Below are 23,776 nucleotides of genomic sequence, written 5' to 3' on the forward strand. Positions count from 1 at the left end.
GCGAAGGGGCTGCCGACGCGGAGGGGGTGCGCGGGGCGTGGGGTGGGGGTTAACGGCGGGCGACGAAGATCAGGCGGGGATAGTGGGGGAAGGTGCAGTGGTCGTCGATGCGTGCCAGTGACTGGTCGGACTCGTTGCGGGCCAGCACGGAGAAGTTTTGCACCGCTGGCGACTGTCGCAAGTGGTCGGTCACGGCCTGCGGGTCGGTCGGCACCTCGTAGTTTACCGCGTGCCAGTTGGGGTTGCCCCTGCGCAGCACCACCTTTGCGACGTTGCGCGCCTGCAGCACGAGCCGCGGGCCCACGCCCGGCCGGATCTGACGCAGGCGCCGCTCGTAGTCGGCCGCGATCGCGGGATGGCTTCTGTTTTGGATGTCGAACAGGACCGCCCCGCCCTCGCGGGTCACGCGCAGCATCTCGTCGATGACCCTCGGCAGGTCGGGAAAGTACCAAGTCGAGTGAAAGCAGTAGACCGCGTCGAAGGTACCGTCATCGAAGGCGAGGTTTTCGGCGTCGCCCACGGACGCCTCGATGCCGGGGTTGAGCTCGCGGCAGCGCTCGATCAGGGCGGGGGAGATGTCGATGCCGTGCACCTTGTGGCCCGCGCGGGCCAGGAAGCCGGCGATCGGGTAACCCGTGCCGATGGCCACCTCCAGCAGGCGGGCCTCCGGCTTGCTCTCGGATTCGACCAGCTCGCACAGGCGGCGGTCGTAATCCATGAAGCCGTATTTTTTGTCCCGTGCCTGCAGCCAATAGTCGGCGTACACATCGCGCATGAACGTCTTCCGGTCCACGTCAGCCATCCCACACGAGATCCCGTGAAAACGCCATCATTTGCCGGTGCCCGGCCTGGTGGCGCGTCGCACACGTGCGGCTAAGCTCTGCTGCGTGGATGCGACGAAGCGCCGTCCGATCCGCGTCGGCATGCTCGTGATCAGCGAGTACGAGTCCGACGCGCGGGTGCGGCGGCAGGCGGAGGCACTGGTCGAGCGCGGCGACGAGGTGACGGTCGTCGCATTGCACGCCGAGGGCCGGCCCGCGGTTGACGTCGTTGACGGTGTCAATGTGGTCCACCTTCCCACGCAAAAATACCGGGGCGAGTCGAGCCTTTCCTATATCAAGCTGTACGGCGGGTTCACGGCACGCGCCGCGGGCCGCATGGCCCGGTGGGGCCGCCGATTCGACGTGGTGCAGGCGCACTCGATGCCCGAGGCGCTGGTGTTCGCGGCCGCCGTGCAGCGGGCGATGCGCGTGCCGGTGCTGCTCGATGTGCACGATCTTACGTCCGAGCTGTTCTCCGCCAAGTTCGAGGGCAGGCGGGGTCTCATGTCGGCCATCCGGTTCAGCGAGCGTGCGTCGTTCCGGTTCGCCGACGAGGTGCTCACGCCGCATGATCGCTATACCGACATGCTGCGCGCGATGACCCGTACCCCCGTAACAACGGTTATGAACTGTCCAGACGATCGATACTTCACCGCACGACCGTGGAAGGGCTGGGAGCCGGGCGGCGAGGTGGTCTTCGGTTATCACGGCCTGATCGCGCCCCGGCACGGGCTGGCGCAGCTGGCCGAGGCGCTGGCGGCGGTGCGCGGTGAGGTGCCGGGCGCGCGGATGCAGGTGTGGGGCAGCGGCGACGGCCTGGCCCCGCTGCGCGAGAAGGTCGCCGAGCTGCGGCTGGGCGACGCGGTGAGCCTGCCCACCCGGCTGCTTCCGATCCACGAGATGACCAAAGAGCTGGACAAAATGCACATAGGGGTGCTCGCCAGTCAACTCGACCCATGGACGGCCAACGTGCTGCCCAACAAGCTCATGGAGTACGCGGTCATGGGCATCCCGGTGATCACGTTCCGGAACGCGACCATCGAGCGCTACTTCCCCGACGACGCCGTGACATACGTCGATCCGGCGAACCCGGCCAACCTGCGTGAGGCGATGCTCGCCCTGATCCGCGATCCCGAGAAGGCCCGGCTGCAGGCCGAGCGGGCGCGCGAGGTGATGGTCGGGCGCACCTGGCGGCACCAGCGGCAGCACTACTACGAAGTGATCGACCGCATGGCGGCCCGCCGCCGTGACTGACGTGCGGACCCCGTCGCGCTCCTCCTCGGTGCTCAAGTCCAGCCTGCTGACCATGCTCGCCATCGCGGCGCTTGGCGTCACCCGGCTGGTGCACCTGGCCCTGGTGGGCCGCAACGTTTCCGACGCGACGTTCGAGATGGTGGGGCTGGCGATCAGCGCGACCATGACGGCCGGCCTGTTCCTGCCGGGCGGGCTGGCCAGCGCGGCATCGAAGTTCATCGCATACCAGGAGGGCAAGGGCGACCCGGACGCGGCACGCGCGGTCTATCGCCTGCTGAGCCGGGTGGGCTACGCCGTGTCGGGGGTGCTCGGTGCGATCGTCGGGATTGGACTGTGGGCGTACTACGGCGTGGACGGCCTCTCCGTCGGGCTGCTGACGTTCGCGTTCTCGGCGTACAGCATCGAGAAGTCGGCGTTCTACGGGTTCCACCGGGTCCTGCCCTACACGCGGCTCGAACTGGCCGGGGCCGTGGTCGCGATCGGGTCCACGGTGGTCGTGGTGTGGCTGGGCTGGACCGCGTACCTGATGCCGCTCACGCTCGGCTACAGCGTGCTCATCCTCGGGGCGTGGGTCCTGTTGCGCCGCAAGGGTCCGCGCAAGGAACTGCCGATGCGCGAGATCGCCGAATACGTGGGGCTGGCCAGCGTGGGCGGACTGGCCAGCGCGGGCCTGCTGCAGGCGCTGCCCATGATCGCGGGGCTGCTGAGGGTCGACATCGGCGCGTTCGCCACGGCCGTCGGGCTGGTGGCGCCGCTGTACTTCCTGCCGCGCGCGCTGGGCATGGCCCTGTTCCCGGCCATGGCGGGCGCCCATGGGGCAGGAGACCTCGCTTCCGTGCGCAAACAGGCCGACCTCACGACGCGCGGGCTGTTCGTGGTGCTGGCCCCGCTGTTCGCGGCCGGTGTGCTGCTTTCGCGCCAGATCCTGGTGGTCGTGTTCGGGCCGGCGAAGGCGGGCGGCGCGATCGTGCTGCAGATCCTGCTGGCGGCCACGTTCCTCATGGTCACGCAGGTGGCCGCGGTCAATGCGCTGTCCAGCGGGTCGGCGCGGGAGGTGCGGATTCCGGTCACGTCTTCGGTGCTCGGCGGGATCACCGGGATCGCGACCGCGATCCCGCTCGGGCTGACGCTCGGTGAGGTCGGGGTGGCGCTGGCCTACCTGCTCGCGGCAGCCGTCAGCGCGACCGGGCCGCTGGTGATGGTCGCGCGGCGGCACGAGCTGGCCTGGCTGGGGCCGATCTCGCGCGCAGTGACCGTCGTGATTGGAGCGGTGGCGGCGGCGGTCGTCGTGGATCGCATGACGGCGAGCTGGCTGGTCGACGTCGTGGCGGCGGTGGTCGCGGCCGGGTTGGCCGGGCTGTTGCTGCATGGCGACCTGCGCGCGGTGCTCGCCTCACGTCATCGATGAGGGCGATATCCGGGATATTGCAGTAAACGGGCGCGTGGGACAGGTAGGCGGGCGCGTGAGCCGTATGGGAGTACTCGAAAGCGTGGGGTCAATGGGGAGCGGGCTGAGCCGGATGGGAGGATCGGTGGCGTGACGCTGGCTAGTCCGCCAAAGGTGATGGAGGCGCCCGCAGAGGGGTTCCGCAGAGGGTTACTCGATCGGGCGATACTCGTGCTCATCGGCGTCCTGCTCGTCGAGGTGCTGCTTGAGGGCTGGCTGGTGACGGTGTTCGGCGGCGTTGACGCCGACGGCGACGTGATTCAGGCGCAGTGGCCCAAGACGCTCAAGATCGCGCTCTACCTCACGCTGTTCGTGCTCACCGTCGTGAAGATCACCGCCGACAAAAGGTGGGGGTCATTCAGGACCAAGGCCGACATGGCGATCGTCGTGCTCGGGGTGGTGTTGACGATCTCGGGCGTGCTCGGCGGCTCCGACGCCGGCCTCATCTTCGACGCGCTCTTCGTGTACTTCCGCGGTGCGATCATTTTCTATGCGGTACGAGCCGTGCGCCCAGACTGGACGCAGGCCAGACCGTTCGCGTGGGCCGTCGGCGGGGTGGTCGCGCTCAACTGCCTCCTCGCGATCGTGCAGCTCGTCGGTGGTACCGCGGCATATAGGGCTTTGGGATGGGTCAACCTGCAGTGGGCCGACGAGGGCAGGGCACAGGGCCTGCTCGAACACCCCAACGATCTGGGCCACGTGACCGGGCTGGCACTGCTCGCCCTGGTGGCATGGATCGCGGTCGCGGACCGGGTGGCCAAGCGCTGGTGGGCCTTGCTGATCATCCTCGGGTTCGTGCTCGGCATCGCGCAATCGCGCCACTCCACCATCGCGGCCCTGGCCGGAGTCGTCGTGATCGCGGGGCTCAACCGGGCCCACTGGAAGCGGATGGCCGCGGCGGTCGTGGCGATCGGCGCGCTCAGCGCGCTGCCGATCGCGCTGGACGCCGACCGGCGGGCCGGGCTGATGATCCGCTTCGAGGGCTTCTTCCGCGCGATCGGCGTTGACGTCGAGCACCGTGACCCCTGCGCGTTCGACCCCCGGTGCGAGGAGACCGCCGGAGAGGTCCGGGTGCTGTTCATCAAGCAGGGGGTGAAGCTGTTCGAGCACGAACCGGTGTTCGGCTACGGGATCGGGCAGTTCGGCGGGATCGTCGCGGTCCGCAACGACCCCGCCTGGAACATGGACCCGCGCTTTGTCGAGGTCCTGGGTCCGCTTGGCTTCCACATGTCCAAGTTCGAGGCGGTCTCGGTGGATGTCTTCTGGCTGCACCTGCTGGTGGAGGCGGGCGCCGTCGGACTGGTCGCGTATCTTGTCTGGATGGCGCTGGTGGCCTCGCCGCTGATCGGTGCCGCGTGGCGCCGGGCCGGACCGGCCCGCGACCGCGCGATGTTTCTGTTCGCGGTGGCGACGCTGGGGTTCGGGCTGGTGATCGCGGCATGGTCGATCTCGCTGGAGGATCCGCTGTGGCCGCCGCTGATGTTTGCGGTGCTGGGCTTTGCCTGGGTGTGCAGGGAGAGGGTTAAGGCATGACGTTCGCGCAGATCGGGTTCGGATATTGGGGGCCCAACCTCGCCCGCAATCTCGGTGCGCTGGCCGGTCAGCGGTTTCGCTACCTGGTCGATCTGTCGCCCGAACGGCGGGAGAAGGCCGCCTCGCTGTACCCGCACGTGACGATCACGGACGATCTGGACGCCGCGTTGGCCGATGTCGAATCCGTGATTATTGCCACGCCCGCCGCCACGCACGCCCCGCTCGCGCGTAAGGCGCTCGAAGCGGGCAAAAACGTGTTCGTTGAGAAGCCGCTCGCGCTTTCGACCAGCGACGCCGTCGAGCTCGCTTCACTGAGTGAAACTTTGAACAAGGTGCTGATGGTCGGCCACACGTTCGAGTTCAACCCGGCCGTGCGTGCGATGAAGGAGATCCTCGACGCGGGTGACATCGGCGACGTGCTCTATCTGCATTCGCAGCGGCTCAACCTGGGCCGGATCCAGAGTGACATCAATGCGTTCTGGTCCATCGGGCCGCACGACGTGTCGATCGCCAACTATCTGCTGGGTGCTTCGCCGCAGTGGGTTTCGGCGCGAGGCGCCCGCTATCTGAACTCCAGCGTCGAGGATGTCATGTTTGTCACGGCGGGCTATCCGGGCGGCGTGCTCGCGCACATGCATGTCAGCTGGCTCGACCCGTCGAAGACCCGCCGCACCACCGTCGTCGGCAGCAAGAAGATGCTGGTGTACGACGACATGGACGCCGATGCCCGGCTGAAGATCTTCGACAAGGGTGCCGACCGGCTCGACGCCGATGCCTACGGCGCCTATCAATACCGCCTGCGCGACGGGGCCATGCACGTGCCGAGCCTGCCGATGGTCGAGCCGCTGTCGACCGAGCTGCGCCACTTCATCGAGTGCGTCGACTCCGGTGCGCGGCCGGTGGTCGACGGGTGGAACGGCGTGCGCACAGTGGCCGTGCTTGAGGCCGTTGACGAGTCGCTGCGCCAGGGCGGAGCGCAGGTCGATGTGCTTCAGGTGGATGGGGCATGATTGCCGCTGTGCACACCGACGAGCCGCGCGATTTGCGCCTCTACCGGCGGATGAGGTTCATCCGGCGGTTCGAGGAGACCCTGCTCGACCTGTTCGACGAGGGCGTGCTCAACGGGACCACCCACGCGTGCATCGGGCAGGAGGCCGACGCCGTGGGCGTCATCGAACACCTGCGTGAGGGCGACCACATCTTCAGCAACCACCGCTGCCACGGCCACTATCTGGCCCGCACGGGCGACGCGCTCGGGCTGATGGCCGAGATCATGGGCAAGGAGGCCGGCGTGTGCGCGGGCATCGGCGGCAGCCAGCACATCTGCGCGCCCGGGTTCATGTCCAACGGCGTGCAGGGCGGGATCGTGCCGACCGCGGCCGGGATCGCGCTGGCGATGAAGCTGCGCGGGGCCGACACGATCAGCGTGGTGTTCATCGGCGACGGCACGCTCGGTGAGGGCGCGGTCTACGAGACGCTCAACATCGCCGCGCTGTGGCAGGTGCCCCTGCTGATCGTGCTGGAAAACAACGAGTGGGCGCAGAGCACACCCGTCTCGCTGAACACGGCCGGCAGCATGGCGGCGCGGTTTGAGGCGTTCGGCATCCCGGTCACCGAGACCACGACCACCGACGTGCTGGAGATCGATCGCTTGGCACAGAAGGAAGTCGAACTGGTCCGTTCTTTGAACAGCCCACGGGCGTTGATTGTCAACACCTACCGGCTGTGCCACCACTCCAAAAGCGATGATCACCGGCCGGAGGCCGAGGTCGCGATCCGTTGGCAGATCGAGCCGTTGGTGATCCAGCGGGCCCGGCTGTCCGAAGCGGACTGGCGGCGGGTCGATTCCGAAGTGGACGAACAGATCGCCGAAGTCGTTGCCACTGCGAGGGCGTTGCCGTGATTTTCGCCAAGGAACTCAACGCGGCGCTGCACGAGTGCCTCGAAACCGATGAGCGGGTGGTGCTCATCGGCGAAGACATCGTCGACCCCTACGGCGGGGCGTTCAAGGTGACGCGGGGCCTGTCCACCGACTTCCCGGAGCGCGTGCGCACCACACCGATCAGCGAGGGCGCGATCGCGGGAGTCTCGGCGGGGCTTGCCCTCGCCGGCATGCGGCCCATCGCCGAGGTCATGTTCGGCGATTTCATCACGCTGTGCTACGACCAGATCGTCAATCACATCACCAAATACGAAGCCATGTACAACGGCAAGGCCACCTGCCCGGTGATTTTCCGCGTGCCGTCGGGTGGGCACCGCGGTTATGGGCCAACCCATTCGCAGAGCCTGGAGAAACACTTCCTCGGCGTGCCGCATCTGCGTGTGCTCGCCGCGTCGCTCTACCACGATCCGCGTGCCGTGCTGCGTGACCTGCTGGGGCAGACCACACCGGCGTTGTTCGTGGAGCACAAACTGCTGTATCCGCAGAACTTCGGCCGGCCCGGGGGCCTGCTCGCGACCGACGACGGCACGACCGTGTGCCTGTCGGCCGTGCCCCGCGAGGATTGCACGGCAACGGTTCTGGCCTACGGTTACCAGGCGATGCTCGCGGCCCAGGTGGTGGAGCAGCTCGCGATCGAGGAGGAGATCTTCGTCGAGCTGCTCGTGCCGCTGGAACTGTCCCCATTGGACTATGGCCCGATCGAGCGTTCCGTCGCGGTGACCAAGAGTCTCGTGACCGTCGAGGAGGGCACGGCCGGTTGGTCGTGGGGCACCGAGATCGCGGCCGTGCTGTCGGCGCGCATGTTCGGCCGGTTGCGCCGCCCGGTCGGTGTGGTGGCGAGCGTGCCAACGGTCATCCCGTCGTCGAAGTCCAAGGAGAGCCGGATGCTGGTGGGCACCCCGCAGATCGATGTCGCGATCCGGGAGGCGGCCAAATGAAACACGTGCTCATCCCCACTCCCGACGTCAACAGCGAGCACGGCGTCGTCACCGCGTGGTTCGTCGAGAATGGACAGTGGGTCGAGGCGGGCACGGACCTCGTCGAAGTCGAGACGAGCAAGGCCGTGCTGGAGGTGAGCGCGCCCGACAGCGGTTACATCCTCCAATTAGGAGCGCTCAAGGACGAGGTGTCGCTGACGGCCCCGATCGCGTTGCTGTTCGATGACATCGACTCGCTCAAGGCGCACCAGGCGTCGCTTCTCGCCGCGCCAAAGCCGGAATCCCCGGTGCGCGCCAGCGTCAAGGCGATCAAGCGCGCCGAAGAGCTCGGGGTCGATTTGTCATCCTTCGATGGTTCTCGCCTGATCACGGTCAAGGACGTGGAAGCCGCGGCGTTCGTCGAGCCGGACTACAAGGACATGCCGTCGCCGCTGACCGCGCCCGAGGGCGTGCAGCGCATTCTCATCATCGGCGCGGGTCGCGGCGCGACCCAGGTGATCGACATCTTCGCCGACCGGCCGGAGCAGACGGCCGTGGCGATCGTCGATGAGCAGCGCGGCAAGTGGGGCGAGCTGATCGACGACGTGCCCGTCGTTGGCGGGCCCGACCGGCTCACCGAGCTCTATGAGCACGGCCGGTTCGACGCGGTCGTGGTCGCGATCAGCACGTCGGTGGCCGCGCGGCGCAAGTTCCGGCTGATGTGCGAGCAGGCGGGCATCCCGCTGGCCAACGCCATCGACCGCACGGCGAAGATCGCGACCAACGTGGAAATGGGCGAGGGCAACGTCATCTGCGCGTTCTGCCACATCGGCACGGCCACGCAGATCGGCAACAACAACTTCTTCTCGGCCTACAACTCGTTCGACCACCACAACGTGGTGGCCAACGACTCGTCCACGGGGCCCGGCTGCATGACGTCGTCGCGCGTCAAGCTCGGCGACCAGGTGCGCCTGGGCACGGGCATCCATATCGAGCCGGGCGTCGAGCTCGGCGACCGGGTGCAGGTCGCCTCGGGCGCCACCATCGTGCGTTCCGTGCCGGCCGACCACGTCGTGAAGACCAAAATCGTGACCACCGTCGTCGTACCTGGTAGATAAGGGAGCCGTGATGTCCAAGATTCCGTTGGTCGATCTGAAGGCCGCCTACGCGCGGCAAAAGGACGAGATCGACGCCGCCATGCAGGCGGTCATCGACAACACGCGGTTCATCCAGGGCCAGGAGGTCAAGGACTTCGACGCGGCCTACGCCGAGTTCTGCGGCACGAAGCACTCGATCGGTGTGGGGTCGGGCACGGCCGCGCTGCACCTGTGCCTCGCGGCGCTGGGGATCGGGCCGGGCGACGAGGTGGCCGTGCCGGTGCACACGTTCATCGCGACCGCAGAGCCGGTGAGCTGGCTCGGGGCCAAGCCGCGCTTCGTCGATGTCGACCCGGAGACCGGCAACATGGACCCGGCAGAGCTCAAGCACGTCATCGAGGGCGTGTCGGCCGTGCTGCCGGTGCACATCCACGGACGCCCGGTGGACATGGAGTCCATCGCGGCCATCGCCGCCGACGCGGGCGTCCCGGTCATCGAGGACGCGGCGCAGGCCCAGGGCGCGGAGATCGTGAAGACGGACGGGACCGTCGTGCGCGCCGGCGGGTACGGCATAGCGGGTTGTTTTTCGTTCTTCCCGGGTAAAAACCTGGGCGCCTTCGGCGACGCGGGAGGCATCACCACCAACGACGATGAGTTCGCGGCGAAGGTGCGGATGCTGCGCGACCACGGCCGCACCACCAAATACGAGCATGTCGAGATCGGCTACGCCCACCGGCTGGACACGTTGCAAGCGGCCGTGCTGAAGGTGAAGCTGTCCATTTTGGACGCGGGCAACGCGGCGCGGCGAGCGCTTGCCGCGCAATACAGCGAGAAGCTGCGGGGCGTGGGCGATTTGCTGCTGCCGCCGGTCACGCCGAATCAGGTGTCGGTGTTCCACCACTATGTGGTGCGCACACACTCGCGTGACGCACTGCTGGCTCACCTTGCCGAGCAAGGGGTTTCGGCCGGGATTCACTATCCGATTCCGCTGCACCTGCAACCGGCCTACGCATTCCTCGGCCACAAGCCCGGCGACTTCCCGATCGGCGAGGCCTACGCCAAGGAGTGCCTGTCCCTGCCCATCTACCCGGAGCTCACCGAGGAGCAGCTCGACCGGGTCGTGGCCGCGGTGCGAGGGTTTTTCGGATGAAAATCCTGCACGTCACCAACATCTGGCCGGTCGGCGAGAGCTTCCGCGGCATCTTCGTCAAGGAGCAGGTCGAGGCGCTGCGCCGGATCGGCGTGGAGTGCGATGTCGACATCGTCGCGCAGCAGCACGGCAAGGCCGACTATTTCCTTGCCGCGCAACGCATCGGGCGCAGGTCGGCCGGATATGACTTGGTGCACGTGCACTACGGGATGACCGGGCTCGCCGCCCGTACCGTAAAAAAGCCAAAGGTCCTGTCGTTGTACGGCAGCGACGTCAACATCCCGTGGCAGCGCAGGATGACCAAGCTGGGCATGCGTGGCGTGGCGGCGCGCATCTACGTCTCGGAGAACCTGCGGGTGAACGCGGGCGACGACGATGGGCACGTGGTCGCCGACGGGGTGGATTACACGCTGTTCAAGCCCACCCCGAAGGAGCCAACCGAGGAGAAGGTCGTGCTGTTCGGCGGGGCGCCGGACAACTGGGTCAAGGGATATGACGTCTTCACGGACGTGCTCGCCGAGCTTCGCTCCCGGGGCGTGAACGTGAAGGAACTGATCCTCGCCGACCCGACATGCCCGCGTTCCGAAGTGCCGCGCAAGTTCGACGCGGCAGACGTGCTGCTTTTCACGTCCCGCAAGGGATCCGAGGGCTCGCCGAGCGTGATCAAAGAGGCGGCCGCGATGAACCTGCCGGTCGTCTCCGTGAATGTGGGCGACGCGGCGAAGCTGCTCAGCGCCATTACGCCGTCCGAGGTCGTCGACTTTCCGGAGCCTTGGGGCACGGACGACACCCGGGCTAAACTGATCCGCTTGCTGGCCGACCGGACGGCCGACGTGCTCGCGGCGGGCACGCGCTCCAACGGGCGCGAGGCATGCCGCTGGCTCGACAACGACGAGGTGGCACGGCGGATCGTGGAGGTGTATCGACAGGTGCTGGGGCACAATGACTGAGCCTGGCGTGTGGCTGGTCACCGGCGGTGCGGGATACATCGGCGGGCACACCGTCGCCCGCCTGCTCTCCGAGGGCCGGCGGGTCGTCGTGCTCGACGACCTGTCGACCGGGCTCGCGCATCGCCTGCCCGTGGGGGTGCCGCTGGTCAACGCGTCGGTGCTCGACACGGACGCCGTCGCCGGAGCCCTGCGGGAGCACGCGGTCAGCGGAGTGATCCATTTCGCGGCGAAGAAGTCGGTGCCCGAGTCGATGGCCGACCCGCTGCTGTACTACCGCGAGATCGTGGGTGGGACCACCTCGTTGCTCACGGCCATGCGGGAGGCAGGCGTCGGACGCCTGGTGTATTCGAGCACCGCAGCCGTCTACGGCATGCCGAAGCAGGGGATCGTGCGCGAAACCGACCCGGCCGTGCCGATCAGCCCCTACGGTCACAGCAAGCTCGTCAGCGAGCAGGTGATCCGGGAGGTCGGGCGGGCGCACGAGCTGAGCTGGCTGTCGCTGCGCTATTTCAACGCGGTGGGTGCCGACACCGTCGGGCTCGCCGACCACGGGGCGTCCAACCTGTTCCCCCGCATCTTCCGGGCGTTCGCGCAAGGCCGGCCGGTGGTGGTGACCGGCGGCGACTTCGACACCCCCGACGGCACGGGCGTGCGCGACTACATCCATGTGGGTGACCTCGCCGACGCGCACGTCGCGGCGGTCCACCGGCTCGAACGGGGTCCGGCGGCGGCCGTGCTGAATGTCGGCACCGGACGTGGGTACTCGGTGTTGGAGGTGCTCGCCGCGTTCCGTGAGATCACGGGGGAGGACGTGCCCTATGAGATCGTCGCCCCCCGTGCGGGCGACCCGGCGACGGTGATCGCGTCGGTCGACCGGATCGCCGAGGAGCTCGGCTGGTCGGCACGGCGGGACTTGAAGGAAATGGTCGCCTCGGCGTGGGCCGCAGTGGACCTCCCGCCCCCCAGCCCTTCGGGCCCACCCCACTTGGAGAAGGTGTGATGACAAACCTGCGTGCCGTGATTCAGCGGCTGGCCCTGCCGTCCATTGTGGACGCTCCGAAGTGGACGCTGCGGGAGGGTTCGCGTCAGCTCGTCATCGTGCATTCGGCCGATGATGTGGCGGAGTCGCTTGCCGCCCAAGGTTTCTCGACCATCAGTCTGTCCCTTTCGGACACCCACGACGAGCGGGTGCTGTTGCTGGAGGGGCGTTCGCTGTTGGCCGCGCACATCGACGAGATGCTCGCGGCCGTGCGCTTCGGGGAGTCCTACGAAAAGGTCGGGCTCTACGGGCGTGGTGATGGCGCTGCGGTGGCGCTGCACACCGCGCTGCTGACCGATCTGCCACTGGCGGTTTCGGGGCACGAGGGGTCCTATCGCGACCTGGACAAGCCGGCCCTGCCCGGGATTCTGCGCTTCGCCGACCTGCCCGAGCTGTACGAGGCGGTCACCCGGCTGCACACATCGGGTTCCGTGGCCGAGTTTTTCGCGGACGCGTTCCGTACACCCGCTCAACTGAAGGTGCCCCCGCTGAAGGTGCACTTCGATCTCGCGGCGCGGGTCGAGGTCTCGGACAACGTGGACCAGATTTTGGCGTCCGGCATGCTCACGCAGGGCGCGCTGGTGAGCCGGTTCGAGGAGGTCGCGGCCCGCCGCACGGGCGCCGAGACGGTCGCGGTGAGCTCCGGCACGGCCGCGCTCGACATCGCCTACCAGTTGCTTGATGTGCGCGACCGGACGGTCCTGGTGCCGGTCAACACGTTCTTCGCCACGGCCGCGTCGGTCGACCGGATGGGCGGGAAGGTGGAGTTCGTCGACCTCGAGCTCGACGGCTTCGGCATGGACCCCAAGGCCCTGCGCGCCGCGCTCGACCGGTTCGACGACGTGGCGGCCGTCGTGGTCGTGCACATCGGCGGCATCATCGCACCGTCGTTGCGTGAGGTGCTCGCCGAGTGCGCCGCACGGCGCATCCCGGTAGTCGAAGATGCCGCGCACGCGTTGGGTGCCAAGCTCGACGGCAAGCTCGCGGGCACGTTCGGTCAGCTGGCCACGTATTCGTTGCACCCGGCCAAGGTGGCCACGAGCGGTGAGGGCGGGCTGTTGACCGCGCAGGATCCGGCGCAGCTGGACGCGGCACGCAAGCTGCGCGACCACGGCAAGATCTCGATATCGCAGAACGTGCACGACCGGCTGGGCAACAACTGGCGCCTGAGCGAGGTGCACGCGGCGGTCGGGCTCGCCCACGTCTCCCGCCTCGACGAGCTGCTCGCCATGCGCCGGTCACTGGCGGTTTGGTATGACGAGCACATCGACGAGGTGCCGCGCGTGAAGCGCTTCACGCTGCCCACGGGTGTGGAGAGCAACTACTACAAATACATCGCCTTCCTCGACGAGAGTGTCGACCGAGCCGACCTGAAGGCCCGGCTGCGGCAAAACCACGGCGTCTCGCTGGCCGGCGAGGTCTACGACGTGCTGCTCAGCGAGCAGCCCTACTACGCGCCGCGCTTTGCCGGGCGCACCTTCGAACAGGCGCAATGGTTCGCCAAGCATCACATCTGCCTGCCGGCCTTCCCGTCGATGACGACGGCCCAGCAGCGCCACGTACTGAACGCATTGACGGCTGAACTGTCCTGAAAGGAACGACAAATGCAGGTCCTGTCGAACGGTGTTCCCGTTCCCACCGACTCAGAGCACTTCGCGCCCATGCGGGACAGCACGGCGCTGCTCGACGATCCCGCGAAACTGAGGGAGCAGTTCCAGCAGGACGGGTATGTGTATCTGCGCGGCGTGCTCGACCGTTCGAAGGTCATGGCGTTGCGCGGGCACTACTTCGGCATGTTCGACGACTCGTACTTCAAGCCGGGCACCGGGCGTGAGGACGGCGTCTGGTCGGGCGTGATCCCGGAGGGCCAGCTGCGGCACGGTGTGGCGGGGCACCCGGCGCACACCCTCGTGCGTTCGGAGTACTTCGCGCGATTCACCGCCGACCCCGCGCTGGAGGCGTTGGCCAGGGCGCTGCTCGACCACGACGACGTGCGGCAGCTGCCGCGCCAGATCGTGCGCCACTTCAACAAGGGCCCGGTGTCGTCGCGCGCGCACACCGACTACGACTACATGGACAAGGGATCGGCGAGCATCATCACGATGTGGCTGCCGGTCGGTGACTGCCCGGTGCAGTCCGGTGGGCTGACCTACCTTGAGGGCTCGCACACCATCCCGAAGTCCAAACTGGACGTGCTGAAGGCCAAGCGCACCGACCGCCCCGACGACACCCGCCCGATCAGCCACGACCTCGGGTGGACCGCGCAGCAACTGGGCGGGCGCTGGCTGTACGCCGACTACCAGGCGGGCGACGTCGCGATCCACTCGCCGCACCTGGTGCACGCGTCGCTGGACACGCAGACCGACACTATGCGCATGTCCGTCGACCTCCGCTTCCTGCCGACGAGCGTCGAGCCCGACCCCCGCTGGCTCAAGCCGTGGGCGGGCGACGATGGAAACTGAACTCGCTATCGAGCTCTGTCTGGCCGCCCACCGGCGGTTGGAGGAGCGGATCGCGGGCCTGACCGACGACGTGGCGCTCCGGCCGAGCCGCCTTCCCGATTGGACGGTCGGGCACGTGCTCACCCATCTGGCCCGCAACGCCGAGGGGCATTCGATGCGGTTGGCGGGTGCGCTGCGCGGTGAGGAAGTCCAGCGCTATCCGGGCGGCGCCGAGCAGCGCGATGCCGACATCGAGTCCGGTTCGAGCCGTTCATCAGAGGAGCTCGTTCGTGACGTCACGGACACCAACCGGCGGCTGGAAGCCGTGTGGCGGGAGTCGGTGGAGGCCGGGTGGCCGCACTCGGACCTGATGGCGGGCGACCGATGGTCCACGGTGGACAGCCCGAACCGGCGGCTGCGGGAGGTCGAGATCCATCACTACGACCTGGGCCTTGGCTACGAGCCGGCGGAGTGGTCCGACGAATACGCGGACTGGGAGCTGCACCGCGTGCTGGAGGGCCTGCCGTCGCGGTTGGACGGTGCGCAGAAGCGCCAGGTGGTCGCGTGGCTGACGGGTCGCGACCCGCTGCCGGCGGACTTCACCGTGGGGGAGTGGGGCTGACCGTGATGCGCGCCAGCTCGCTGGACTCCCGGCGGGTACTGATTCGCAACGTGGTGGCTGTGCAGGTGTAGCGCTCAGGCTCGGCGGTGAACTCCAGCGGTAGGGTCTCGGACGGCACGCCGTCGATGTTCAGCGTCATGCTGCCGTCGACCGAGAGCACGCTGTAGTCGATGACGCCGTCGCGGGCGCGGTAGCGCGACGTGACGGATCCCGCGATGCGCAGTTCCAGGCGTTGGCCGTGACGGGTGGCGGTCCAGGGCTCGCCGCTGGTGAAGTCGGCGGTGACCGTGCCGTCGGGGTTGAAGATGTGGATCGAACCGCGGCCGGTCAGATTTATGGTCTCTCCGCTGGGCAGGGCCAGCCGGTGTTCCAACGACGTCGTCCGCCACGTGCCGATGAGGCACGGATCGATGTCCAGTTGCCAGGAGGGTGTGGAGCCGGGCGCGGCGGCTCGGCTCGCGGGCTCCGGATCGGCGCGGATGGCCCAGGCGAGGGCGACCGCCGGCGCGAAAAGCAGGAGGACGACAGTCGCCGCGCGCAGCGCTCGCATGCGTAGCATTATATTCACCATGGGCGATGCGTTGGATGGCCGCCGGGCGCGGCCGGACGTTCTGGCATATCCCGTGGCGACCACCGGCCGCTTCGTGCTCCTCGTGGCGGCCATGCTGAACGCGGGACTGCTGTCCGGCTACGTGGCTTATCTGTTGATCGACGGCGACCGGTGGCGACGCGCCGCGCAGGCATGCGTGGCGCGGGCCGAGGCGGCCGCGCTGACGGCGTGCATGGGACCCACCCAGCGGGTCCAGGTGGCATACATGCTGGCGGGCGCGGTGCTCATCGCGGTCATGGGGCTCGTGTTCCTGATGGCGATCCCGTCCGTGCTTCGCCGGCGCAGTGGGCTGCGGCCGGCGGGGCCCCGCCTCGACGGGGCGATGATACGCATCGCCGAGCTGTCCGCGCAGGCGGGACTGCGCCGACCGCCACGGTTGTTCGTGGGCGGCGTCGGTCAGCGCGACGCCTTTGTCTTCGGGCTGCCCGGCCGATACTGCCTGGTGCTGCCGACCGCGCTCGCGGTGCGGTGGCGCGACGAGTCGTTGTTCGACCCGGTGATCCGGCACGAGCTGGCTCATCTGCGCCGCCGTGACGTGCCGCTGGCGTGGCTGGCCACGGCGGTGTGGATCGCGGCCCTGCCGGTCCTGGCGCTCCCGCTGGTGCTCTCGGCCGTCCGGTGGGATTTCTCTTTGATGCCACAGTATCTGTGGCGGGTCGCGGTGGTCATGGCGATCATCCTGCTGCTGCGCCGTCAGGCGTTGCGGTCGCGCGAACACGACGCCGACCTGGAGGCGGCGAAACGGGCCGGTGATCATCGCCCGTTGGCAGCGGTGCTGCGGACCGCGACGGGTGTTGCAGGGCGGTCCGGCCGGCGACGGCTGCTGTCGCACCATCCCACGGTGGCGCAACGGATCCACGTGCTGGAGCGCCCTGGCCGGGTGCAGGCGGTGTCCATCGTGGACGGTGTGGCCGCCGGGTTCCTGGCCGGCCTGCTCCTCCCGCAGTTGTTCATGACTGCGCACACGGCGCTGGCCGACGGTCCGGCCAGCGCCGCGGCGCCGCACATCGCGGGCCTCATCGTGGGTCCGATCCTGGGCGGCGCCGTGGGACTCGGCCTGTGGCGGCAAGCGCTCATCGATCGCGTCACGGGCGAGGCGACATGGCCGGGCGGTGCCGTGGTCGGCGTGGCCGCAGGGCTGCTGCTGGGTCACTGGACCGGGTTTTCCACGGGCGGGCTTGCCGGGGAAGGGCTCGGCGGCGACGAATTCGGCGCGGGCTTCACCGTGCCGGTGCTGCTCGTGGTCGGTGCCGGTGCCGTCCTGTCGAGCGCGGGCACCGGCCGGCTGTGGGCGGACGCCGCGGCCAGACTGCCGGGCGGGCCGCTGTCCTGGTGGTGGGCGTTGGCCGCGAACGCGCTCATCTTCGCGCTGGCGGCCTCCGCCATGGTGTGGATGCCGGGGACGTTTTATGCGATGCGCCTGGTGGCCACGACTCCCATCGTCGCCATCGACCTCGGCGACTTGGCCATCGTCTCCGGCCGGCTCATCGGGCAGGTGGTCATCTTGGCGCTGGTGCCCTTCGCCGTCGCGGTGACGGCCATGGTGTGGGGGCGCGGTCCGCGGCCGATACCGCCTTGGTTGCTGGACGGCCCGCAACCGGCCGAGCAGACAATGCCCGCCCGACCGGGGCCGAGACTGGGGTCCGTGCTGATCGGAGGGGTTCTCGCGGGCGTTCTCACCACGATCGGCGTGGCGGTTCACCGAGCCGTCACGCCAGCTCCGGTCGACGACGAGCAGAGGCTGCGACTGCACCTTCTTTGGATCGTCATCGGTGCGGCGATGGCTCTCGCGGTGTCGCTCGTGGCGCTGGTTTCCGTGCGGCGAGCGGGCGCCGCCATCGGCCTGATCATCGGCGTCAGCACCGCGCTCACCGCCGTGGCGGGCATGACGGCGGTCAATGTGCTGGGCTTCGGTGACCTGCTCTACCCCTCGCTTCGCTTTGACACCATCATGTCCACGCTCTCCCTGTGGACCCTGGGATATCTGTGGCTCCTGCCGCTGACCCTCGCGTTCAGCGAAGAACGTCGGCCAGCTTGAACGTCACGGGGCGCTCCAGTTGGTCGAACGTGCACGATTCCGGCGTGCGGTCCGGGCGCCAGCGGACGAACTGAGCTGTGTGCCGGAAGCGGTTGCCCTCCATGTAGTCGTAACGCACCTCCAGCACGCGCTCCGGGCGCAACGGCACGAATGTCAGGTCCTTGGTCGGGTTCCACCGGCTGGCGGCGCTGCGGACCTCGTGCGCGGGGCTCTCCGCCGCCCAGTTCCACGGGTGCCGGTCGAACGTGGTCACCAGCGGCTGCAGTTCGGTGAACAGGGCCCGCCGCATGGCCATGGGCAGCGCGCCGACCACTCCCACCGAGGCGAGCTTGCCGTCGACGCCGTACAGGCCGAGCAGCAGCGAGCCGATGGCGTCCTCGCCCGACTTGTGCACCCGGTACCCCGCGACCACGCAGTCGGCCGTCCGCTCATGCTTGATCTTGCTCATCACGCGCTTGTCGGGTTGGTAAGTCAGGTCGAGCGGCTTGGCGATGAGCCCGTCGAGTCCGGCGCCCTCGAATCGCTCGAACCAATCCTTGGCCGTGTCGACGTCGGTGGTGACAGGCGTGAGGTGGATGGGCGGTTGTGCACCGGCGAGGGCTGTTTCGAGCGCCTGACGGCGTTGGGCGAGCGGCTCCTCGGTCAGGTCGGCGTCGCCGAGCGCCAGCAGATCGAAGGCGATGAAGCTGGCGGGCGTCTTGCCGGCCAACAGCTTCACGCGGCTCGCGGCCGGGTGCAGGCGCAGCTGCAGGGCCTCGAAATCCAGCCGGTTGCGCTCCATGTCCGCGATGATGATCTCCCCGTCGATCACGGCGCGCGGCGGGAAATTCGCCAGCACCGCCTCCACGATCTCCGGAAAGTAGCGGGTCATCGGGCGCTCGTTGCGGCTACCGATCTCCACCTCCTCGCCGTCCCGGAAGATGATCGACCGAAAACCGTCCCACTTGGGCTCATACAGCTGTCCGGGCGGGATATCGGGCACAGGTTTCGCGAGCATCGGCTTGACAGGTGGCATGAGCGGAAGGCGCATACTTTGAGGATGACATCCCCGCTGCTGCGGCGGATTCGGGATTCGGTCATCGGAGATGACCAGGTGATGTGGGGGCCTTACGGCGCTCGCCGGGTGACCTATGCCGACTACACCGCGTCCGGGCGGGCGCTGCGGTTCATCGAGGACTTCATTCGCGACGAGGTCCTGCCGCGGTACGCGAACACCCACACCGAGTCCAGCGGCACCGGGCTGCAGACCACCCGGCTGCGCGAGGACGCCCGCACCGTCATCCACGACGCCGTCGGCGCCGACGATGACACGATTGTCATTTTCACCGGCTCCGGCTCAACCGGCGCCATCGACAAGCTGATCGGCATCCTGGGCATCCGCCTGCCCTCCCAGCTGGCCGGGCTCGCCGACCACATTCCGCCGGCCGAGCGGCCGATCGTCTTCATCGGACCGTTCGAGCACCACTCCAACGAGTTGCCATGGCGCGAGTCGATCGCCGATGTGGTGGTGGTGCCCGAGGATCCGAGCGGTCACATCGATTTCGGTTTTCTCGAATCAATGCTCATCAAGTACGGAGACCGGCCACTGAAGATAGGCTCATTCTCCGCCGCTTCCAACGTCACGGGGATTCTCAGTGACACGCAAGGGATTTCGCGCCTACTGCACGAGCACGGCGCGCTGTCCTTTTGGGACTATGCGGCCGCGGCGCCGTACATCAAAATGGATATGAAGGGCAAGGACGCGATATTCATTTCACCGCACAAGTTCGTCGGCGGCCCCGGCACGCCCGGAGTCCTCGTCGTGCGGCGGGAACTGGTGCGCAACGCGGTGCCGACCGTGCCCGGCGGCGGCACGGTCGAGTTCGTGAACTCCTTGGAGCACAGATACTTGAGCGATCCGTCGCATCGGGAGGAGGGCGGCACCCCGGCGATCGTCGAGTCCATCCGCGCCGGGCTCGTGTTCCAGCTCAAGGAGGCCGTCGGCACCGACCTCATCCGCGCGCGGGAGGAGCGCTTCCTGCACCAGGCCATCGCGACGTGGCAGGAGAACCCGAACCTCGAAATCCTGGGAAACCTTACGGCGGACCGGCTTTCCATCATCTCCTTTGTGGTACGCCGTCCGGGCGGCAGATATCTGCACCACAACTTTGTCGTGGCCCTGCTCAACGATTTGTTCGGGATCCAGTCGCGGGGCGGGTGCTCCTGCGCGGGTCCGTATGGGCACCGCCTGCTCGGCATCGACCTCGATCGGTCGCACGGGCTCCAGGAAGAGATAGCGAGCGGGTGCGAGGGGATCAGGCCCGGCTGGGTGCGCGTGAGTTTCAATTACTTCATCTCCGACGCGTGTTTCCGGTACATTGTGGACGCTGTGCACTTGGTCGCGACGGATGGTTGGAAGTTGTTGCCCGACTACAGGTTCGACCCGGCGACCGGGCTGTGGCGGCACAAGGGCGGGCTCGTCGAGCCGCCGCTTCGCCTGTCCCAGTTGGGCTACGATGAGCACGGGCGCCTGCGATTCCCGGCCCATCACGAGCGTGCGCCCGAGTCCGCCTTCGCCGAATACCTTGACTTCGCGCGCCACCTCTTCGCCATCGCCGACGGCCCTCGCACCGACGGTGCGGCCGGAATCCGCGTCTCCCAACACTTCGAAGACCTACGCTGGTTCGAACTCCCCGACGAGTGCCTCGGTTAGAGAGTGCCTCGGTTAGACAATGAGACTAAGTCGATTATGATGGCGAAGGGGAAGGAGGCTACATGAGTGCAGAGACCTGTTGGCCAGAGCCGCCCGTTGGTGGCTACACAGCGGAAGACCTGGACCGCCTCCCCGATCTGCCCCCTCACACCGAGTTGATCGACGGGAGCCTGGTCTTCGTGAGCCCCCAGAAACAGTTTCATACTTTGGCACTTTCTCTGTTGGATCGCAGGCTGGGCGATCTCGCTCCGGCTGACCGGCGCGTGCGGCGCGAGATGTCGGTGTTTATCAGCAATCGGCAACGGCCCGAGCCCGAGATTGTGGTGGTGCGCGCCAATGTGGCTACCAACCAGGAGGCGACGTGGTATCCGGCCGAGGCGGTCATGCTCGCCATCGAGGTGGTGTCGCCGGACTCCGCGGAGCGTGACCGCTACCGCAAGCCGCAACTGTATGCCGAGGCCAAGATCACGCACTTCTGGCGGGTGGAAGACGACAACGGCGAGATGGTGGTGCATGTCTATGGGCTCGATCCGGCACGCGAGCATACGCCCTCACCGGCACCCACCACGACCGGCTCAAGCTGAGCGTGCCGTTCGACATCGACATCGACCTCACCGAGATTGCGAGGCGTTGACTCCTCGGGCGTCGCGCCAACGGAACAGTAACCCTCCTATCAAGACAGATACCACGGCGTAGGCGGCAGGGCTTGATAGGGCATGGTTTCCACCGCCCTGGTCGCCTGGATCGCCAGACCTGCGTCCATTCGGGGCCGGCTGCTGAAGGCGCCGTGCGGCTGCGCGTGCGTGACAACGGCACGGGCTCACCCGGGCCAGCGACAGTCGCGGTCTCAGCTTCCTGCACGAGCGAGTCGCCATGGTCGGCGGGGTGCTGCACGCCGGTGGCGGGTTGCGCGGCGGTTGGTGGTGGGCGAGGAGACCGTCAAGACACCCGCCAGCCTGGTGCTCGACAAGCTCGGCCTGCACCGACCCACGCGGTCGTCGCCGCGTACGAATCGGGGCTCGTCGTGCCCGGAAGCGCGCGCCGGAGCGATCACCCCCGCCCGCCGCCGCGTCGATCATGAAGTTACGGTGGCGACGCGCCGTCGAGAATGGACTTAGGTTCATGATCGACGCGAAAGGGGGTTAGCGGGTGCGGAGGAAGGTTTCGGCCGTGTATAGCTCGCGTGCCTCGTGCTCGACCTCGCCGACCTGACCGTCGAGGTAAAAGATGTTGCCGTGCCAGTTGATGGCGTTGAGGAAGTGGCCCTGTGGCTCGCCGCTCTCGTCGTGCCACGAGGTGCCGATGATGCCCGTGGCGCCGTGACCGGCCTCGGTGAGGCGCTGCTCGACCTGCTCCCAGCCGTCGACGCGGCTGAACCGCCGGCCGGGGTAGGCCATCTGGCACAGCTCGTGCTCGGACATCTCCGGGTGCTCCCGGCCGTCGCTCTGCACGATGGTGGGGATGCCGCGCAGCGTGTAGTCGGTGGCCGCGGCCACCGGCGCGCAGTTCTTCCGCTGAGTGTCGTCGGCGGCCGCCGTGTTGATGTGCGGTAGGGGAAGCACGAGCACGGGCGGTTCACCGGGCGGTCCGGTGGGCACGCTCTCGCCCAGCGGCTCGCCGACCCGGCCGGATGACGGCCGCGCGATCCGTTCGGGTGCGATTTCGCTGCCGCGGTATTCGGGCACGTGCGGCGGGCTGTGCCAGGCAGGCACCGGGCGGTCGTGCTCGATGGTGCCGTGCTGGCTGGCCAGCCGCCCGAGTTCGCGCCCGAGGTCGCGCAGGGCGTGCTGCTTGTCCTCGCTCGCGCCGGCCATCGCGGCCGCGCTGGCGAGTACGTTGCCGGCCAGGTTGCCCAGCGGGTCGCGCTCGGGCAGGTTTTCGACGGCGCGCTCGTGCGCCTGGAAACCGGGAAGCTGGTCGCTCCAGACCACGACTCCCGAGCCGGTGTGGTCGCGCGCCAGCACCTGATGCGGACCGACGCTCGTGTCCGACGTGGGCCCGAACATGGGCAGCAGCTGCGCGGGGTCGTGGTGCGGGGCGGGGCTCATGTTGGGCTCGGAATACAGCGGGGGCGGCACGGCGGGCGTGAAGTTGGGCTGATCGTCGTGCTGGTGAGCCACGCCGGTGTAACCGTCCATCCCCGTGAAGCCCGCGACTGTCGTGCCGTCCGTGCCCGTGAAGCCCGCGACCGTCGTGCTGTCCGTTGGCGTCGCGTTGGCCGCGGCGGCAGCCGCCGCGTCGTCGCCTGACATCGGTGTTCCGCCTTTCAGGTGATGAGGATGCCCTTCATGTCGCGCCGCTCCTCGGCGGCCCGGCGCGTGAGCAGCTTGGCGACGCGGTCGGCCGTGGCGAAGTCGCCGATGCCCTCCAGCCGCGCCGTCAGGTCCTGCTTGTAGTCGACCTCCACCGACGCGGTGTTGGTCAGCGCGGAAAGCGGGCCACGCACCGCCCGTGCACCGGTGATCTCAAATAGCCAGATGTAGACGGCCTGCTGGTCGAGCACACCGACGTTGAGGTCCAGCCGGCGTTGGTAGAGCACATATCTGTTGCGCGTGGCCTGCAGCGCGACCGCCACCCACGCGAACCCGCAATAGCCGGCAAGCCCCAAGGGAAGCAGCACGTCGAGCGGGGAAACGAGGGAGCTCGACTGGCCCGTGCAGAGCACGCCGATCGTGAACAGCGTCGCCACGACCGCGGGCAGGCAGAAGTGGCGCCAGCGCGGGCGCAGTGTCTCCTGCACGCTGCCCTCTTCGGCCGTGCCAAGCTGGGCGATGCTCGCCGCCAGCGTGGCCGGTGGCGCGGCCGGCAACACCTGTCCACTCTGGACGGTGGGCCGCTCGCACTGCGCCAGGCGCTCCCAGGCATCGGCGTGATTTTCGATCTGTAGCGCCCGGCGGTAGGCGTCCGCCGCCTCGTCCAGCCGGGACTGCGCCTGCAGGCTGACGCCCAAGTGGTACCAAGCAGAAGGGTTTTGCGGAAGATTGGCCACCACCAACCGCAACTGATCCTCGGCGGCGCGATGCTCGGACATCAGGACCAGGCACCGGCCCAGCGCCAGTCGCAATTGGAGGTCGCCGCTGCGCTGCGCGATGGCGTCCTGGAGCAATTGGCGCGCCTGCCCATGCCGACCCTCATCCATGAGCGTCAAGGCACGCGCATATTCTTCGGACATCGATGCCGCCTTACTGACTTGGAACGCCCGATTATCGTGAGAGCCTACTGC

The 23,776-nt window shown here is 68.0% G+C and carries 21 protein-coding genes; 16 read left to right on the top strand and 5 right to left on the bottom strand.

Annotated features, from left to right (window positions below; translation table 11 throughout):
- Positions 1 to 49 precede the first annotated feature (49 nt).
- Positions 50 to 793, bottom strand: a complete 744-nt coding sequence (locus DM816_RS18325) for a class I SAM-dependent methyltransferase (protein WP_162907596.1) — start codon at positions 791 to 793, stop codon at positions 50 to 52.
- Between the two features lie 94 nt (positions 794 to 887).
- On the opposite strand from DM816_RS18325, the gene DM816_RS18330 reads away from it, so the two are divergent.
- The 13 genes from DM816_RS18330 to DM816_RS18390 all read left to right on the top strand — a co-directional run bounded on the left by DM816_RS18330 (position 888) and on the right by DM816_RS18390 (position 15,213).
- Positions 888 to 2,075, top strand: coding sequence for a glycosyltransferase (locus DM816_RS18330; RefSeq protein WP_162907597.1), 1,188 nt, complete (start codon positions 888 to 890; stop codon positions 2,073 to 2,075).
- Positions 2,068 to 3,483: a lipopolysaccharide biosynthesis protein gene (locus tag DM816_RS18335; protein WP_162907598.1), complete on the top strand. Its 1,416-nt coding sequence runs from the start codon at positions 2,068 to 2,070 to the stop codon at positions 3,481 to 3,483. The genes DM816_RS18330 and DM816_RS18335 overlap by 8 nt, the downstream gene beginning before the upstream one ends.
- A gap of 129 nt (positions 3,484 to 3,612) precedes the next feature.
- The gene (locus tag DM816_RS18340) at positions 3,613 to 5,055 is read left to right on the top strand and encodes an O-antigen ligase family protein (protein WP_162907599.1); all 1,443 of its coding nucleotides are present in this window, start codon (positions 3,613 to 3,615) and stop codon (positions 5,053 to 5,055) included.
- Entirely contained in the window at positions 5,052 to 6,065 is a 1,014-nt protein-coding gene (locus DM816_RS18345) for a Gfo/Idh/MocA family protein (protein ID WP_117211471.1), read from the top strand. The genes DM816_RS18340 and DM816_RS18345 overlap by 4 nt, the downstream gene beginning before the upstream one ends.
- Positions 6,062 to 6,958, top strand: coding sequence for a thiamine pyrophosphate-dependent dehydrogenase E1 component subunit alpha (locus tag DM816_RS18350; RefSeq protein WP_117211472.1), 897 nt, complete (start codon positions 6,062 to 6,064; stop codon positions 6,956 to 6,958). The genes DM816_RS18345 and DM816_RS18350 overlap by 4 nt, the downstream gene beginning before the upstream one ends.
- Complete coding sequence (locus DM816_RS18355; RefSeq protein WP_117211473.1) at positions 6,955 to 7,935, top strand: alpha-ketoacid dehydrogenase subunit beta; 981 nt, start codon at positions 6,955 to 6,957, stop codon at positions 7,933 to 7,935. The genes DM816_RS18350 and DM816_RS18355 overlap by 4 nt, the downstream gene beginning before the upstream one ends.
- Positions 7,932 to 9,032: a biotin/lipoyl-containing protein gene (locus DM816_RS18360; RefSeq protein ID WP_117211474.1), complete on the top strand. Its 1,101-nt coding sequence runs from the start codon at positions 7,932 to 7,934 to the stop codon at positions 9,030 to 9,032. Before DM816_RS18355 ends, DM816_RS18360 begins: the two co-directional genes overlap by 4 nt.
- Before the next feature lie 10 nt (positions 9,033 to 9,042).
- Entirely contained in the window at positions 9,043 to 10,161 is a 1,119-nt protein-coding gene (locus DM816_RS18365) for a DegT/DnrJ/EryC1/StrS family aminotransferase (protein WP_117211475.1), read from the top strand.
- Entirely contained in the window at positions 10,158 to 11,111 is a 954-nt protein-coding gene (locus DM816_RS18370; RefSeq protein ID WP_117211476.1) for a glycosyltransferase, read from the top strand. Before DM816_RS18365 ends, DM816_RS18370 begins: the two co-directional genes overlap by 4 nt.
- The gene (gene galE / locus DM816_RS18375; protein WP_117211477.1) at positions 11,104 to 12,111 is read left to right on the top strand and encodes a UDP-glucose 4-epimerase GalE; all 1,008 of its coding nucleotides are present in this window, start codon (positions 11,104 to 11,106) and stop codon (positions 12,109 to 12,111) included. The genes DM816_RS18370 and galE overlap by 8 nt, the downstream gene beginning before the upstream one ends.
- Positions 12,111 to 13,742: a DegT/DnrJ/EryC1/StrS family aminotransferase gene (locus tag DM816_RS18380; RefSeq protein WP_117211478.1), complete on the top strand. Its 1,632-nt coding sequence runs from the start codon at positions 12,111 to 12,113 to the stop codon at positions 13,740 to 13,742. The genes galE and DM816_RS18380 overlap by 1 nt, the downstream gene beginning before the upstream one ends.
- Before the next feature lie 12 nt (positions 13,743 to 13,754).
- The gene (locus tag DM816_RS18385; protein ID WP_117211479.1) at positions 13,755 to 14,612 is read left to right on the top strand and encodes a phytanoyl-CoA dioxygenase family protein; all 858 of its coding nucleotides are present in this window, start codon (positions 13,755 to 13,757) and stop codon (positions 14,610 to 14,612) included.
- Complete coding sequence (locus DM816_RS18390; protein ID WP_117211480.1) at positions 14,602 to 15,213, top strand: maleylpyruvate isomerase N-terminal domain-containing protein; 612 nt, start codon at positions 14,602 to 14,604, stop codon at positions 15,211 to 15,213. The genes DM816_RS18385 and DM816_RS18390 overlap by 11 nt, the downstream gene beginning before the upstream one ends.
- Here the strand turns inward: DM816_RS18390 and DM816_RS18395 are convergent.
- Positions 15,191 to 15,763, bottom strand: coding sequence for a hypothetical protein (locus DM816_RS18395; RefSeq protein ID WP_117211481.1), 573 nt, complete (start codon positions 15,761 to 15,763; stop codon positions 15,191 to 15,193). The two genes, DM816_RS18390 and DM816_RS18395, sit on opposite strands and share 23 nt — an antisense overlap.
- A gap of 19 nt (positions 15,764 to 15,782) precedes the next feature.
- Between DM816_RS18395 and DM816_RS18400 the strand changes: the two genes are divergently transcribed.
- Positions 15,783 to 17,861 carry a M48 family metalloprotease gene (locus tag DM816_RS18400; protein WP_117211482.1) on the top strand — a complete coding sequence of 693 codons (2,079 nt, stop codon included), beginning with the start codon at positions 15,783 to 15,785 and terminating at the stop codon, positions 17,859 to 17,861.
- Here DM816_RS18400 and DM816_RS18405 read toward each other — a convergent pair.
- Positions 17,836 to 18,891, bottom strand: coding sequence for an ATP-dependent DNA ligase (locus DM816_RS18405; RefSeq protein ID WP_117211483.1), 1,056 nt, complete (start codon positions 18,889 to 18,891; stop codon positions 17,836 to 17,838). The two genes, DM816_RS18400 and DM816_RS18405, sit on opposite strands and share 26 nt — an antisense overlap.
- A gap of 9 nt (positions 18,892 to 18,900) precedes the next feature.
- On the opposite strand from DM816_RS18405, the gene DM816_RS18410 reads away from it, so the two are divergent.
- Complete coding sequence (locus tag DM816_RS18410) at positions 18,901 to 20,553, top strand: aminotransferase class V-fold PLP-dependent enzyme (RefSeq protein ID WP_117211484.1); 1,653 nt, start codon at positions 18,901 to 18,903, stop codon at positions 20,551 to 20,553.
- A 62-nt stretch (positions 20,554 to 20,615) separates the two neighbouring features.
- On the top strand, positions 20,616 to 21,137 hold the full coding sequence (locus DM816_RS18415) for a Uma2 family endonuclease (RefSeq protein ID WP_211588755.1): 522 nt from the start codon (positions 20,616 to 20,618) through the stop codon (positions 21,135 to 21,137).
- Between the two features lie 558 nt (positions 21,138 to 21,695).
- On the opposite strand, the gene DM816_RS18420 is transcribed toward DM816_RS18415, so the two are convergent.
- Both DM816_RS18420 and DM816_RS18425 read right to left on the bottom strand, forming a co-directional pair.
- Positions 21,696 to 22,805, bottom strand: coding sequence for a toxin glutamine deamidase domain-containing protein (locus DM816_RS18420; RefSeq protein ID WP_117211485.1), 1,110 nt, complete (start codon positions 22,803 to 22,805; stop codon positions 21,696 to 21,698).
- 14 nt (positions 22,806 to 22,819) lie between these two features.
- Entirely contained in the window at positions 22,820 to 23,725 is a 906-nt protein-coding gene (locus tag DM816_RS18425; protein ID WP_117211486.1) for a tetratricopeptide repeat protein, read from the bottom strand.
- Between the last annotated feature and the right edge of the window lie 51 nt (positions 23,726 to 23,776).

Origin of the sequence: Allorhizocola rhizosphaerae (genome assembly GCF_003426775.1) — a bacterium.
Lineage (GTDB): Bacteria > Actinomycetota > Actinomycetes > Mycobacteriales > Micromonosporaceae > Allorhizocola > Allorhizocola rhizosphaerae.

Coding starts and splice junctions, on each gene's coding strand:
- DM816_RS18380 (WP_117211478.1), top strand. CDS start 12,111: ATGACAAACCTGCGTGCCGTGATTCAGCGGCTGGCCCTGCCGTCCATT.
- DM816_RS18385 (WP_117211479.1), top strand. CDS start 13,755: ATGCAGGTCCTGTCGAACGGTGTTCCCGTTCCCACCGACTCAGAGCAC.
- DM816_RS18360 (WP_117211474.1), top strand. CDS start 7,932: ATGAAACACGTGCTCATCCCCACTCCCGACGTCAACAGCGAGCACGGC.
- DM816_RS18390 (WP_117211480.1), top strand. CDS start 14,602: ATGGAAACTGAACTCGCTATCGAGCTCTGTCTGGCCGCCCACCGGCGG.
- DM816_RS18405 (WP_117211483.1), bottom strand. CDS start 18,891: ATGCGCCTTCCGCTCATGCCACCTGTCAAGCCGATGCTCGCGAAACCT.
- DM816_RS18425 (WP_117211486.1), bottom strand. CDS start 23,725: ATGTCCGAAGAATATGCGCGTGCCTTGACGCTCATGGATGAGGGTCGG.
- DM816_RS18410 (WP_117211484.1), top strand. CDS start 18,901: ATGACATCCCCGCTGCTGCGGCGGATTCGGGATTCGGTCATCGGAGAT.
- DM816_RS18420 (WP_117211485.1), bottom strand. CDS start 22,805: ATGTCAGGCGACGACGCGGCGGCTGCCGCCGCGGCCAACGCGACGCCA.
- DM816_RS18370 (WP_117211476.1), top strand. CDS start 10,158: ATGAAAATCCTGCACGTCACCAACATCTGGCCGGTCGGCGAGAGCTTC.
- DM816_RS18415 (WP_211588755.1), top strand. CDS start 20,616: ATGAGTGCAGAGACCTGTTGGCCAGAGCCGCCCGTTGGTGGCTACACA.
- DM816_RS18395 (WP_117211481.1), bottom strand. CDS start 15,763: ATGCGAGCGCTGCGCGCGGCGACTGTCGTCCTCCTGCTTTTCGCGCCG.
- DM816_RS18400 (WP_117211482.1), top strand. CDS start 15,783: ATGGGCGATGCGTTGGATGGCCGCCGGGCGCGGCCGGACGTTCTGGCA.
- DM816_RS18350 (WP_117211472.1), top strand. CDS start 6,062: ATGATTGCCGCTGTGCACACCGACGAGCCGCGCGATTTGCGCCTCTAC.
- DM816_RS18365 (WP_117211475.1), top strand. CDS start 9,043: ATGTCCAAGATTCCGTTGGTCGATCTGAAGGCCGCCTACGCGCGGCAA.
- DM816_RS18345 (WP_117211471.1), top strand. CDS start 5,052: ATGACGTTCGCGCAGATCGGGTTCGGATATTGGGGGCCCAACCTCGCC.
- galE (WP_117211477.1), top strand. CDS start 11,104: ATGACTGAGCCTGGCGTGTGGCTGGTCACCGGCGGTGCGGGATACATC.